We start from the raw sequence: 13,873 nt of genomic DNA, 5'->3' as shown, positions 1-13,873 counted from the left end.
CAGACGGGCCTATAAAGTAAAATACTTCCATCAGCCTAGTTACATGATAGGTCAACTTGGTTAATGATAGAAGTACTTTGAGAGATGGAGGTGTGGAAGGCCATACTGTTCGTCACCTGCATAGAAAAGGCCGCATCCAAAAGTTATTGTCGGATCAAATCCGAATGAGAGGGCCGGCACCATAAAAACAGCGAGGTGAGAACCCAAAATCCGATGACAAGACTAATGAGAAAAAGGCTGGCGGTATGGCTGGCGCTGGGGGCGGTCCTGATCGCCGGCGGAATCTATCTGGTGCTCCAGCAATTGCCGCCGCCTATTAACAGCTTTAAGGCTGCGGATGGGACGGAGCTTACATTCCGTACCTCCAAGGATCAATTTATGGCCTACGAAGGCGATGGCCAGTGGCGGAAGATGTTCGTCAAAGGCGTGAATTTGGGAGCGACGGTCCCCGGCCATTTTCCCGGAGAATTTCCGCTTACCGAAGAGGATTATTTGCGCTGGTTCAAGCAAATCGACGACATGGGCGCCAACGTCATCCGCATTTATACGGTTCACAACCCGGTGTTCTACAAGGCGCTCGTGAAATACAACCGCGACAAAGAGGGCGATCCGCTGTACTTCATTCAGGGGATTTGGTCCCCGGAGGAGCAGCTGATCGAGCAGCAGGACGCGTATATTCCGGGGATCAAGGAAGCTTTTCACAAAGAAATCGAAAAAGCGGTCAAAGCCGTCTACGGGGATTTGAATATCCCGGTTCAGCCCGGCACGTCGGGCGGCAAATACACCGCGAACGCCGGCCCCTATTTGATGGCTTGGCATATCGGCACCGAATGGGATCCGGAGATGGTGGACAACACCAACCGCAAGCATGCCGATGTTCAGCCGTACCAAGGGCAGTATTTCGGGGCGACGAAGGAAGCCAGTCCCTTTGAAAGCTGGCTGGCCGAGCTGGTCGACGACACGGCCCGGCAGGAGCGCGCTTACGGATGGGAGCACCCGATGACGTTTACCAACTGGGTGACGACCGATGTGCTGAAGCATCCCGGCGAACCGCTGTTCGAAGAGGACTTGGCCAGCGTCGATGCCACCCACATCAAGCCGCTGGACTGGGAGGCCGGATATTTTGCCGCCTACCACGTGTATCCCTATTATCCGGACTTTTTCCATCTGGACAAGACGCTGGAGACGATTCCGGACGGGAACGGCGATTACAACACGTATAAGGCCTATTTACAGGAGCTTAAGGCTTATTACAAGGACATTCCCGTCATGGTCACGGAATACGGCGTGCCTTCCTCGCTCGGCGTATCCCATCTCGGCCGCGGCGGCCGCAACCAGGGAGGGCATAACGAGCAGGGGCAGGGAGAGATCGACGTCTCGCTGACGAAGGATATTTACGATACCGGATACGCCGGGGCGATCCTGTTCATGTGGCAGGATGAATGGTTCAAGAAAACGTGGAACACGATGCGGTTTGAGATTCCGGAGGACCGCCGCGCTTTTTGGCTGAACGTGCTGACCAACGAAAAAATGTTCGGCCTCGTATCGATGGGCCCCGGCAAGGAGGACGAGATTACGATCGACGGCAAGCTGGACGATTGGGATCTGCTCCCCGAAGGGGAAGTACAGTCCTGGGACCGGCCCGCGCCCGGCATCGACCGGCTTAGGGTGACGCATGACGAGGCTTACGTTTACGTAGGGCTCACGCTGAGCGAACCGTTTGATCCGAAGAAGCGCAAGATCGCGCTCGGTACGGATACGCAGCCTGGCGGAGATCAGCCGGTTGCCGAACTTCCCGGCCAAACGCTGAGCGATGGGCTTGAAGGGCTGATCATGATCGGCAACGACGATGAAACCGAGGTGCTGACCGCGCCCAGCTACGATTTCCACCAGCGGCTGTACGGCCGCTACGGCTATTGGATGCTGGAGGATCGAACCGCGCAGGAAAAAGTGAAATTCCAGCCTTGGAAGCTGGCGGTCAGCCTGACGATGACGCCGCCGGACACCCGCACGGCCCATCCTTTTCAGGACATGACGGTCGGAAAGCTGACCCGCGGCACGTCGAACCGGAGCAGCGAGGATTTCAATTCGCTGACTTCATGGCAATACAGCGGTAAAGAAATCGAGCTGCGCATCCCCTGGATGCTGCTCGGATTTGCCGATCCCAGCTCGCTGCAGGTCGTTGATTACGGGCCTTTGAAAAAGGACCGGACCTTCGGCACGGCGAAGACGAGCGGGATCACCTTCGTGCCGTGGGTGGTGGACCGCGCAAGCGGGCAGGTTATAGGCTCCGGCACGGGGAAAGGGACCGCCGGGCCCGGAAGCCGGCATGGGGTGCTTCAACTGGAGAGCTATCCGAAATACGTGTGGCCCGCATGGGAAACGGTGAAATATACCGAACACCTGAAATCCGGATATTATGCGCTGCAGGCATTTTACAAAAGCTTGCCGGAGCGCTAGGCGATGGGCCGGCAGATGAAGCAAACCAAAGGAGGAAATCGAATTTATGGCTCAGCATCTTACCCTGGCTATCTATTTCATTTACGTGTGCCTGGGACTGATCGTTACTGGTATTGCGCTATTGTTTTACTTGAAAATCAAGCATTTGCGGATCACGCGCCAAACGAACATGTATCTGCGAAAACATCAAGATTACTTCACCTATATTCAGACGCATTTAAGCGGCGCGGCCTCGCTGCGGCTGCCGCCCGGGAAGCTCGGGCGCCTAGAGCGGCGGGTGATCCAGCAGCGGATGATCGAGTGGATCGAGCAGTTCAGGGGAGATCTGCAGCTTAAGCTGATCGCACTATGTTATGAAGCGGGGTTCGTCGCCGACGATATCAAGCTGCTGGACAGCTTGTTCTACGGCCGGCGGATCGCCGCCGCCTACCGCCTGGGCGGGATGCGGGCGGCCGAAGCGGTGCCGCGGCTGCTTGAGATGCTGAAGAGCCAGCGGTACAGCCCGCTCAGCATCGTGATCGCCCGCTCGATCGCGAAATCGGCGGAGCAGCCTGAGCAGCTGAAGGACATGCTGCGGCATTTGCTCCGCCACGGCAAGCCGATCCACCATCTGGCGGCCGATATCGTGATGGAGACACGGCTCGATCTAAGCCGGCTGCTCCCCGAGCTGCTGGAGGAGCAAAGCAAGGATCTGGTCAAAGTCGCTTTGGTGGCCATGTGGGGACAAGCGGTTCCCGAAGCGGCGCCGGCGCTGGGGCGGCTCGTCGGGGCGGCCGAGGAAGACGTCCGCACGGAGGCGGTGAAGCTGTATTTAAAAGCCAGTCCGGAGCTGAAGGATGAAACGATCCGCGAGCTGATGGCGGACAAAAGCGCGGGAGTCCGCGCCGCCGTCGCCAAATCGCTGGGCTCGCTGCAAGCGGCCGGCAGCCTCCCGCTCTTGCGCAGCGCACTGAAGGACACCAACTGGCAGGTGCGTCAAAACAGCGCCGAAAGCCTGGCAAGCTTAGGCGAAACCGGCTTTGAGGTGCTGTGCCAAATCGCCAAGTACGGCTCCGGCGACGAACGCGAGACGGCCATGCAGCAAATCGAAAAAACGATGCGGCAGCACCGTGAACAACAAAGACTTGACCAAATGGTCGATTTCAACAAAATGAAACTGCTGTACGACCGGTATTTCGGAGCTTCCGAAACGCGCCCGGTCCGTCAACTGGCGGCGGTTAGGGGGGATTCCACTGCTTAGGGATATTTTGCTGATCTACGGGCTGTTTGCCTCGTATTACGTCATAACGGTCAATCTTATCTATTTCTCGATCATGGGTTTTTCGTTTCGCCAAATTATGACGATTTTCCGGCGCGCGGCATATTCGAAATACAATACGCTGTCCGGCTCCGAGCTGGTGCCGCCGATTTCGCTGCTCGTTCCGGCGTATAACGAAGAAGTTACCGTCATCGAAAACGTTAAATGCCTGCTTACTTTGAATTATCCGACATATGAGGTCATCGTGATCAATGACGGTTCCAAGGACAATACGCTCGGGGTGCTGCGGGAGGAATTCGGGCTTGAGCCGCTGCCGAATCCGGATATTCGCCAGACGATCGACTGCCAGCCGATTACGGCCGTGTACCATAACCCGCAATATCCGCATCTGTACGTGATCGACAAACCGAACGGCGGCAAGGCCGATTCGCTGAACGCCGGCATTAATTTATCGCATTATCCGCTCATTTCATCCATCGACGCGGATTCGCTGCTGGAGAAGGACGCGCTGATCCGGATGGCCCGGATGTACATGGAAAATCCGGAGGAGACGGTGGCGATCGGCGGCGACGTCCGCATTGCCAACGGCTGCGTGATCGAAAACGGGGCGGTGAAGCAGGTTTCGCTGCCGCGCAAAATGTGGCCGATGTTCCAGGCCACGGAATACTTGAAGGCGTTTCTCGGCGGCCGCATCGGCTGGAGCTCGATTAACGGGCTGATCATCGTGTCCGGGGCGTTCGGCCTGTTCCGGAAAGAGTACGTCGTCGCGGTGGGCGGCTACCGGGGCGGTTACCCCGGGGAGGACATGAACATCATTATCAAGCTGCACCGCTATATGCTGGAGAACAAGCTGAAGTACCGGATCGCCTTTTGTCCGGAGGCGGTCTGCTGGACGCAGGCGCCGGACACGTACCGGATTTTGTCCAATCAGCGCAAACGCTGGGGACGCGGAAACCTGAAAAACATGATCGAAAACTACGACATGGCGTTCAACCCGAGATACAAGGTGATGGGGCTTTTGACGATGCCTTACAACATTATTTTCGAGGCGCTGAATCCTTATTTCAAAATTACGGGGCTGCTCGCTCTGATCGGGTATACGATGCTCGATATGACCCACTGGCGGATTTTGGCCGTGTTCTGGCTGATCAATTTCCTCAGCGGGTACCTGCTCAGCATCGGCGCGCTCCTGCTGGAGGAACTGGCTTTCAAGCGGTTCAGCAAGCTGTCGGATTTATGCCGGCTGCTCTTTTATTCGGCTTTCAAATTTTTCGGTTACGCCCAGCTCGGAGGACTTTGGCGAATCCAGGGGCATATCCAGTTTTTGCGCAACAACAACTCCTGGGGGACGATGACCCGGCAGAGCTGGCAGGACAAGGCGCCGGCGGGAAAACGGGAAACCCCGGCGGAGCAGGCCAAAACCGCGTAACCTCCGCTCTCCTTGCCGGGGCCGGAAGGGGGCTGATATGGCGAAAACAAACTGTTGGCAAGTACCGTGAAGCTTTTCCATTTCATGGTCAGTGCTAATCCAAAATCTAAGTTTCGAGAAAGGCGGGAATGAATGATGCCAAACATAACGGCAGTGCAAAGCGAAGTGGAACAATCCGAAGTGTATGCAAGCATGAAGCAAAGCGTGGAGAAAAACGCCTGCGAGGTCAACGGGATGGTGTTCATTTATTCCGCGGGCGGACCATCCAATGCGGAAACGCAGGTCCGGGGAATTCTGGATTCCGAGTCGGGGCTTGATTTTGAAGTTTGGAGCGGGAAAGAGCCGGGCAGCATCGCCGTCCTGTTTCCGGGACAAGCCTTGGACACGGTCCATTTTGAGGGCCTGCGGCTGAAGCTGCGTCTCCAGGAAAGAATTGCAAACTACCGTCCGCAGGTGGCGGTCGCCGGTTTTGCCGGCCAGGAGGAGATCACGCTGCAGGTGCTGCAGCAGCTGGAAGAAGCGGCCAAACAGAACTATTCCGACGATATTCATATTTTTACGAAACACGATACGCCGTTGGCCAAAAGCCGCATCCTCATTGTGGAAGGAGATCCCACCGTGCGGGAATTTTTGCAGATCCGGCTGGGGATGCAAAATTACGAAACGATGACGGCCGATAACGGTACTTCCGCGCTGGAGCTGATTGAGAGCTGGAAACCTGACCTGGTATTGACCGAGCTCAATCTTTACGGCATTGACGGGCTTCCGTACATCCATCAAATCCAGCGGATCAAAGAAGGCGAAACGCCGAGAATCGTCGTGCTTACCGAACAGCGTGTCGAAAAAACGATCAGCCTGTGCTTTCAAAGCGGGGTGGACGACTACATTACGAAGCCGTTTTCCCCTGTCGAACTGGACGCGCGGATCCGCCGTTGCATTATTTAAAGGTAACCTAATCCTATACAGACAAAATGGAGGTTGAAACCTGTGAATAATAACTACTATAAACTGTTGAATGCGATTGAGTCGAAAACGGCCGTGCTTGGTGTCGTGGGCCTTGGATATGTCGGATTGCCGCTGGCTGTCGAGATGGTGAAGCAGGGCTTTCGGGTCGTCGGAATCGATCTGGATGCCGGAAAAATCGACAAGATTGAGCGCGGGGAATCGTACATACACGATATCCCGTCCGAAACGCTGGCCGCCGCGATGGCGAGCGGCCGGTTTAAGCCGACGACGGACTATGCCGTGCTGTCGGAGATCGACGCGGTCAGCATTTGCGTGCCAACCCCGTTAAGTGAAAATCAGGATCCGGATACCTCTTATATCGTGACGGTAGTGGAGCAAATCAAACGTTATATGAAAAAAGGCATGCTGATTACGCTGGAAAGCACGACGTATCCGGGAACGACGGAGGAACTGATCCAGCGGGAGCTGGAGAAGCTGGGATATGCCGCCGGGGAGGACTTCTTCCTGTGCTTCTCGCCGGAGCGGGTGGATCCGTCCAACTCCAAGTTTAATACTTACAATACGCCGAAGGTCATCGGCGGGACGACCAAAGCCTGCCTCGAGCTGGGAACGGCGCTGTATTCCCGGTATGTCCAGACGGTCGTGCCGGTATCCTCGCCGAAGGTTGCGGAAATGTCCAAGCTGCTGGAAAACACGTTCCGCAGCGTCAACATCGCTTTCGTCAACGAAATGGCGATGATGTGCGACCGGATGGGCATCGACATTTGGGAAGTGATCGACGCGGCCAAAACGAAGCCGTTCGGCTTCATGCCGTTTTACCCGGGCCCGGGCATCGGCGGCCACTGCATTCCGCTGGACCCGATGTACCTGTCCTGGAAAGCGAAAGGCTTCCGCTTTTACAGCCAGTTTATCGAACTGGCCCAGTCGACGAACGACAACATGCCTTATTACGTCGTCAACAAAACGTCGAAAATTTTAAACGAATACGCCAAGTCGGTCAAACAATCGAAAATTCTCGTGCTCGGCATGGCCTACAAGCCGGATATCGCCGACCTGCGCGAATCGCCGGGACTTGCGGTGTACGAGCTGTTTAAGGACAGCGGCGCCAGAGTCGATTATTACGATCCTTACGCGTCCAGCTTCCGGGAAAAATCGGGCGGCGTGGTGCATAGCGTCAGCTACGAGCTGGACAAGTTCAAAACGTACGATTGCTTCGTGCTGGTGACGAATCACAGCAATCTGGATTACGGCGCCATCGCCGAACTGGGCGTGCCGATCGTCGATACGCGCAACGCTTTCCGCGACTACCCGCTTCCGCACATCTACAAAATCGGCCACTCCGTCCATCCGGTGAACGTGGAAGCCGCAGCGCTGATTGTCGGGTAACGGAACCTTGCGCAACAAAGCGGCGCTGCGGATGAGAGTGGCCGGAATCATCGCGCAGCGCAAGCGGTTGGCCGTCATTGTCATAGGGGGGGTGCTGCTGATGCTGGCGGTAGTGCTGACGCTTGTGTTACTCCCTGCAAACGACCCGCAGCCGAAAGCGACCTGGATCTGGGACACCGCGCAAATTGAGCAGCGGCCCGAAGAGATCGTGGATTTTGCCGAACGGGAGGATGTCAAAGTCATCTTCCTGCAGATCGGCGGCGGAGTGGGCAATGACAGCTACCGCCGTTTTATAAGTTTGGCCGCGTCGCATGGGATCGAGGTTCACGCTTTGAACGGACACCCCGAATGGGCGCTGCGGGAGCAGCGCCGGGAGGGGGACGACTTCCTGAATTGGGTGGCGGTTTATAACCGCGGGGTTTCGCCCGAGGAACGGTTCAAAGGCGTGCAGTTCGACGTCGAGCCCTATTTGCTGAAGACGTGGACCAAAGAGCGGGAGTCGATTGTCGAACAGTGGATGGAAGGCATCCGGGCCTGGACGGAAACGGCCAAATACAACAACCTGCAGATAGGGGCGGCGGTTCCTTTCTGGCTCGATGAAATCGACCACCCTTCAAAAAGCGTGCCGCTGCCGCTCGGTAATTGGATGGTCGACCGGTTCGATTATTTGGCGATCATGGCCTACCGCGATACGGCCGGGCGGAGCTACGAGCTGGCGCGAACGACATTGTCCGAAGCCGACCGCCAGAAGAAGCAGGTCTGGGTGGGCGTTGAGCTGGGGGAAAGCACGGAAGGGCCGGGCGTTTCCTTTCATGGACAGCCGCTTGCTTCGCTGAACCGGGAGATGAAGCAACTGGAGAAGCTCGGAGGGCGGCACGCCTCGTTTGCCGGCGTAGCGGTCCATAGCTATGAGTCGTGGAATAGCAAGCTCCGGCAACCGGGAAAATAACCGAAATCAAGGCTGCTCCGCAAAGGGCAGCCTTGATTGTATAATTTCTGAACAATTAAACCGGAGGAACCTGGCGAAAAATGAGAAATCCGGCGTTCCCAAAGGTTTATAAGACAGCCCCTGGCATTTTTGCTATAATAGGAATAATTGTGAATCAGGGGAATGGAGAGAGATCTTATGATTTTACATAAAGGCGAAATCTTATTCCGGCAGGGGGATGACGGTTCGTTTTTATACCATATCAAAAGCGGCCTGTTCAAAGTGACGCGCCTGCATGAGAACGGCAACGTGGTTTTATTTAATATTTTATATCCGGGAGAGACGGTTCCGCATCATTCCTTGATTTCGCCGAAGGAGATCCACGGCACGGCGATCGCTTTAATGCGCAGCGAGGTCGAGGCGATTCCCGCCCAGACTTGGTACCGGGAGCTGCAGGAAGATCCGAAGAAGCCGCTGGAAGTGGCGGAACTTCTCCAGGAGAAGGTCCGGTTTATGCAGGAGCGCCTGGATCATTTAACGGTCGGCACGCCGGCCGAACGGCTGGAGCTTCTGAGCAAATGGCTGAACCGGCATGCCAACGGCATCCCTTTGACCGATTATTTGACCCAGGAAGAGATCGGACAGCTGATCGGCGTAAGACGGGAAACCGTCAACCGGCTGCTGCGCGGCCAGCACAAGGAATAGGCTGCGGCGGACCAGGGCCGTTCCCTGGATCGATTGGACCGGACGCCAAAAGCAAGATGATTAAGAGACCACTTAGCTTATGCAAGTGGTCTTTTTTTGTTTGCGGATCGGGAAACGAATGATCCGGTGAAACGTACTACATTAGGAACCCTATTTTAAAGGAGGTTTTTCTTTGAAAAAAAGATTCCTGAGCATGCTGTTAACCGGCCTCATGATTATGCTGCTGCTGCCGGCAGGCGCATTTGCAGCGGAGCCTAACGTTCCCGTCCTTTCGGGCGGGTCATTGGAGAAACTGGCGGCTGAGAAAGCGGAGCTGATTACCCAAAAGTATCAGACCGCAAGCATCCAATATGCCCTGATCGATCAGGGCAAGATTACGATATCCGGTCAGGCGGGGCTTAATGATGCCGGCGGCAAAATCCCGTTAACCTCCGACACTATGTACGGAATAGGTTCCACCAGCAAGATGTTTACCGCCGCCGCGGTGATGATGCTGGCAGACCAGGGGAAGGTAAATCTGGATACTCCCTTGATTGAGTACATACCGGACTTCAAAATGCAGGACGAACGCTATAAACGGATCACGCCGCGGATGCTGCTTAATCATTCCTCGGGGCTGCCGGGCTCAAGCCTGGGAAGCGCCTTTCTTTTTGAGGATAACGACTCCCATGCCCATGATACGTTACTTAAGCAACTATCCGCTCAAACTCTAAAGGCCGATCCGGGGGCCTTCTCGGTCTATTGCAACGACGGTTTTACCCTGGCTGAAATCTTGGTAGAGCGAGTTAGCGGAATGGATTATACGGCATTCATTCATCAGTATTTGACCGGACCGCTGCAACTGAGCCATACCAAGACTCCCAAGGATCAGCTTGATGTAAGCAACATGGCGGCTCTTTATTATCCGACTTACCAGGGGCAGCTGCCTAGCCTAACCGCCAATGTCATCGGGGCGGGAGGGATTTATTCCACCGCCGAGGATCTGGTGCAATTTGCGGATGTATTTATGAAGGACTCGCAAAACCGCGTTTTGTCCGAGCAGTCGGTTCATGCTATGGAGCAGGAGGAATACAAAAAGGGACTATGGCCCGAAGAAGCGGATACTTCCGTGGTGAATTACGGGCTGGGCTGGGATAGCGTAAAGTTGTTTCCGTTTAATGATTACGGCATTAAAGCGCTGTCCAAAGGCGGAGACGTCCTGCTGTATCATGCCTCGCTGATTGTGCTTCTGGAACAGAACATGGCGGCAGCCGTCTTATCCTCCGGCGGCTCCAGTTCAATAAACCAGATGCTGGGGGCCGAGCTGCTGCTCCAAAGTTTGAAGCAAAAAGGGACCATTAAAGAATTCAAGCCGGCGAAGTTGTTTGGCAAGCCGGATAAAACAGAAATTCCCGGCAGTATGTTCAAATATGCCGGTTATTACGTCGCTACCAATCAGCAGGTGAAAGTGGCTTTTACCGATGGCGAAATGTCGATCACGACACCGCTTAACCCGGAAGCTCCGGAGCAAAAGCTTGTCTACACCGCTGAAGGCGCTTTTGTGAGCGAAGACGGCAGCGTGCAGGTCAGCTTTGTTACCGAAAAGAACGGCCGCACCTACTTGCGGGAAAGGCACTATGCAACGGTTCCTGAATTGGGACAGGCGGCGCTAAATGTGTATTCGGCCGAAAAGCTGGAAGAAGCCGAAGGGACTCCCCTGCCTCCCGAGATAGAAGCAGCTTGGGAGAAGCGGGAAGGGAAGACTTACTATCCCGTCAACGAGAAGTACAGCTCGGTGATCTATCAACTGATGAGGCCGACCTTGCGGATCGGCCGGACAGATGACTTGCCGGGGTATTTGGTGGATAAGAAGATCATAGATTCCAATACCGCGGTGAGCCGGCATCAAATTCCGGGTACGGGAAGCCGGGATACGGCGGAATACCGCTTCTTTTCCCGGGAGGGCGTAGAATATTTTGAGGCATTGGGTTCGATCTATATAAGCGAAGATGGGGTTAAACCGCTGCATGCCGGCAAGAAGTCTACGGTCATGCTGCAGGCTGGTGAAACGGCCAGATGGTACACCGTTCCTAAAGCGGCGGCCGGCAAGACGATGACGGTCGGGATGCCTGAGCACGGAGCCTTTGCGGTATATGACGCGAACGGGCTTTGTGTGAACTTCACGGTTGTCAGCGGGAGTAATCAAGTACAGCTGCCCGAGAACGGCACGATTGTATTTGCCGCCGGGGAGCGCGCCCGCTTTGACATTCAGCTGAAAAAATAAGCTGAGAGATTTGCGTTTAAAAAGCGCGGGTACAGGGAAATCCCTGATCCCGCGCTTTTGAGTTTTGGATGTTTCCAATCTGGCCCACATAGGTTATTTGCTCATCGTATCCTCAAGACTGTCGGCCGGTCCGAAAAACTCGAAGTGAATCCGCTCTCCGGGAACGCCCCATTCTTTCAGCACCCGGTTAATTGCTTTCATGAACGGCAGCGGACCGCAGAAATAAAAATCGCTGCCCGCGTCCGTAACGCTCTTCAGCCACGGAAGATCGATGTAGCCCGTTTTGTCGGGGTTTTCTCCGGCTTCCGCCGTTTCGTAGATGAAATAGGAGCGGAGATTGTCATGGGTTCGCGTAAGCTCGTCTACATGCTCCTTCATCGCGTGGTGTCTTCCGCTCCGGGCGGCATGGATATAAACGATCTCCCGCCCCGAGCCGCTTTGCAGCGCCGTCTCCAGCATGCTGATCATCGGCGTGAGTCCGACGCCGCCGCTCAGCAGAACGAGCGGTATTTGCTGCGATTGGTCGAGTGTAAAATCCCCGGCCGGCGCGCTTAGTTCAAGCACGTCGCCTTCGCCGATCCGCTCATGCAAATAAGTGGATACAATGCCGGCCGGCTGGCCCTCCACGGCGTCTTCCCGTTTGACGGAAATCCGGTAAAAGGGCTGGCCGGGAGCCGCGGACAGGCTGTAATGGCGGAGATGGGTGAATTCCTGGCCCTCCGGCTTTACGCGTACGGTGATGTATTGGCCCGGTTTGTAGGAGGCGATCTCCCCGCCGTCTTCCGGCTTCAAATAAAACGAGGTGATGACTTCGCTTTCCTTGACTTTGCGGTCGACGATAAACCGGCGGAATCCCCGCCAGCCGCCTTTTTGTTGCTCGGCCTCCTTGTACATCTCGGCTTCCGTGCTGATGAACACGTCGGCGATTACACCGTAGGCTATCCCCCAGGCTTCCAGAATTTCAACGGTAGCGGCGTCGCCGAGCACCATTTTGATCGCCGCCAGCAGGTTTTCGCCGACGATCGGATAATGCTCCGGCATAATCCCGAGCGCCCGGTGTTTTTGCGCGATGCCGCGCACGACCGGGAGGATTTCCTCAAGGCGGTCGATATGCGCGGCGGCGGCGTAAACGGCGTTGGCGAGAGCCGTCGGCTGTTTGCCTTGGCGTTGGTTGGCATGGTTGAATATGTTGAGCAGTTCGGGATGATTTTTAAACATCGTTTCGTAAAACTTTTTGGTTATCGTTTCGCCGTGAACTTCGAGTACGGGCACGGTCGACTTGATGATCCCGATCGTTTTGGCATCCAGCATTAGTGAAAACCTTCTTTCTCGGAATTTCGATTCGCTTCCACCTCAGTATAGACAGGGGTAATTCTCTAAAAGGTGATTTTCGTCACACTGAAATTTTCCGAACTGTGAACTATTTGTAGATTGCAATGATATACGTCACATTATTCGCCTTAATTATTTGAAATTTGGATGTTTGCTGTCGTCATGTTTTGCTTTGTGGTATAATATAAATATAAGAAAAATCTAAAGAAAGGATCAGGATACCATGAGTTCCCGAAGGACGAATTCCCCAAGGACGATTTGGAAACGTTGTGATCTCTCTTATACTTAGCTTCTTTCGTGGACTGTCGGTTACGGCCAACAACCCTACGAAAGAGGCGTGACATCATGCGAAGGATAAAGTCCTCAAGGACCTTCTCCGTAGGGCGTTGGCGTAAGGTCAACCAAACTACGATAAGAGGGATCCCGTATGAGGAACAAGACAAGATGGCAAGTTGACGGAAAATCGCTATTGATGATGCTGTTTGGCTCCTGTTTATTGGCTTTTGCTTATTATCACATTAACTTTCAGAACGGATTGTCGGAAGGCGGCTTTGTGGGCCTGGCCCTGCTTGGCAAATATTTGCTTAACCTGCCGCCGGCGCTGACGATGATCGCGCTTGATGTGCCGATCGTGCTGCTGGCCTGGTTTTTGAAGGGCCGCAAGTTTGTCCTTAATACGCTATTTTCATCGCTTGCGTTTTCGGCGTTTTACGAATTGTGCGAGCAATTCTCTCCACTCGTGATCGATTTGCGCGCGAATTTGCCGCTGGCGGCGCTGCTGTCGGGCTTGCTGACGGGGATCGGAGCGGGTCTGGTGCTGCGGGCGGGCGGAGCGAGCGGGGGAGACGACATTTTGTCGATGCTGCTTAGCCAATGGTCCGGAATCAAAATCGGTGCCATGTTTGTGCTGATGGATGCCATCGTTCTAACGATTTCATTATTATATCTGCCTTTTAAAGAAACCTTATTTACGATTATGGCAGTTCTTATAGCAGGTAAAGTGATCACCTGGACCGTTCATTACGGACACGGTCAGCTGACGCCGCTGCGCGTCCCGCACCGGGTTAAAGTTAAGGAAAAAACGGCTCGAGCTTAAGGCTCGGGCCGTTTTTTTGCCGCTTCCCGTCCGGCGAATTGCCGGCGGAA

General features: G+C 54.9%; 10 protein-coding genes. 9 read left to right on the top strand and 1 reads right to left on the bottom strand.

From position 1 onward, the window contains the following. Nucleotides 1-213: 213 nt before the first annotated feature. From NYE69_RS23585 to NYE69_RS23550, 8 genes are all read left to right on the top strand, one after another. Entirely contained in the window at nucleotides 214-2,460 is a 2,247-nt protein-coding gene (locus tag NYE69_RS23585) for a hypothetical protein (RefSeq protein ID WP_213510317.1), read from the top strand. Nucleotides 2,461-2,506: 46 nt separating this feature from the next. After that, entirely contained in the window at nucleotides 2,507-3,700 is a 1,194-nt protein-coding gene (locus tag NYE69_RS23580) for a HEAT repeat domain-containing protein (RefSeq protein ID WP_340928131.1), read from the top strand. Nucleotides 3,701-3,773: 73 nt separating this feature from the next. Continuing rightward, nucleotides 3,774-5,147 carry a glycosyltransferase family 2 protein gene (locus tag NYE69_RS23575; RefSeq protein WP_051985845.1) on the top strand — a complete coding sequence of 458 codons (1,374 nt, stop codon included), beginning with the start codon at nucleotides 3,774-3,776 and terminating at the stop codon, nucleotides 5,145-5,147. 132 nt (nucleotides 5,148-5,279) lie between these two features. Then, nucleotides 5,280-6,092, top strand: coding sequence for a response regulator transcription factor (locus tag NYE69_RS23570; RefSeq protein ID WP_328271994.1), 813 nt, complete (start codon nucleotides 5,280-5,282; stop codon nucleotides 6,090-6,092). 42 nt (nucleotides 6,093-6,134) lie between these two features. Next, nucleotides 6,135-7,499 carry a nucleotide sugar dehydrogenase gene (locus NYE69_RS23565; protein ID WP_036621644.1) on the top strand — a complete coding sequence of 455 codons (1,365 nt, stop codon included), beginning with the start codon at nucleotides 6,135-6,137 and terminating at the stop codon, nucleotides 7,497-7,499. Beyond that, complete coding sequence (locus NYE69_RS23560; protein WP_328271995.1) at nucleotides 7,489-8,448, top strand: hypothetical protein; 960 nt, start codon at nucleotides 7,489-7,491, stop codon at nucleotides 8,446-8,448. The genes NYE69_RS23565 and NYE69_RS23560 overlap by 11 nt, the downstream gene beginning before the upstream one ends. A 177-nt stretch (nucleotides 8,449-8,625) precedes the next feature. Then, the gene (locus NYE69_RS23555; RefSeq protein WP_036621646.1) at nucleotides 8,626-9,132 is read left to right on the top strand and encodes a Crp/Fnr family transcriptional regulator; all 507 of its coding nucleotides are present in this window, start codon (nucleotides 8,626-8,628) and stop codon (nucleotides 9,130-9,132) included. A 172-nt stretch (nucleotides 9,133-9,304) separates the two neighbouring features. Further along, nucleotides 9,305-11,395 (top strand): serine hydrolase domain-containing protein, encoded by a 2,091-nt coding sequence (locus NYE69_RS23550; protein WP_328271996.1) that lies wholly within the window; start codon nucleotides 9,305-9,307, stop codon nucleotides 11,393-11,395. A gap of 93 nt (nucleotides 11,396-11,488) precedes the next feature. Here the strand turns inward: NYE69_RS23550 and hmpA are convergent, their stop codons facing one another. After that, nucleotides 11,489-12,706 carry an NO-inducible flavohemoprotein gene (hmpA, locus tag NYE69_RS23545; protein ID WP_328271997.1) on the bottom strand — a complete coding sequence of 406 codons (1,218 nt, stop codon included), beginning with the start codon at nucleotides 12,704-12,706 and terminating at the stop codon, nucleotides 11,489-11,491. A 448-nt stretch (nucleotides 12,707-13,154) separates the two neighbouring features. On the opposite strand from hmpA, the gene NYE69_RS23540 reads away from it, so the two are divergent. Then, nucleotides 13,155-13,823 carry a YitT family protein gene (locus NYE69_RS23540; protein ID WP_036621653.1) on the top strand — a complete coding sequence of 223 codons (669 nt, stop codon included), beginning with the start codon at nucleotides 13,155-13,157 and terminating at the stop codon, nucleotides 13,821-13,823. The last annotated feature ends 50 nt before the right edge of the window (nucleotides 13,824-13,873 follow it).

This window comes from Paenibacillus sp. FSL R5-0527, from assembly GCF_038008055.1.
GTDB classification, from domain to species: Bacteria; Bacillota; Bacilli; order Paenibacillales; family Paenibacillaceae; genus Fontibacillus; species Fontibacillus macerans.
The sequence above is the reverse complement of the archived record's forward strand: the minus strand, read 5'-3'. Positions and strand labels throughout refer to the sequence as shown.

Bases quoted from the DNA above. Each gene is read 5' to 3' on its own strand.
- hmpA (WP_328271997.1), bottom strand. From the start codon at position 12,706: ATGCTGGATGCCAAAACGATCGGGATCATCAAGTCGACCGTGCCCGTA.
- NYE69_RS23575 (WP_051985845.1), top strand. From the start codon at position 3,774: ATGGGTTTTTCGTTTCGCCAAATTATGACGATTTTCCGGCGCGCGGCA.
- NYE69_RS23540 (WP_036621653.1), top strand. From the start codon at position 13,155: ATGAGGAACAAGACAAGATGGCAAGTTGACGGAAAATCGCTATTGATG.
- NYE69_RS23570 (WP_328271994.1), top strand. From the start codon at position 5,280: ATGATGCCAAACATAACGGCAGTGCAAAGCGAAGTGGAACAATCCGAA.
- NYE69_RS23585 (WP_213510317.1), top strand. From the start codon at position 214: ATGACAAGACTAATGAGAAAAAGGCTGGCGGTATGGCTGGCGCTGGGG.
- NYE69_RS23580 (WP_340928131.1), top strand. From the start codon at position 2,507: ATGGCTCAGCATCTTACCCTGGCTATCTATTTCATTTACGTGTGCCTG.
- NYE69_RS23555 (WP_036621646.1), top strand. From the start codon at position 8,626: ATGATTTTACATAAAGGCGAAATCTTATTCCGGCAGGGGGATGACGGT.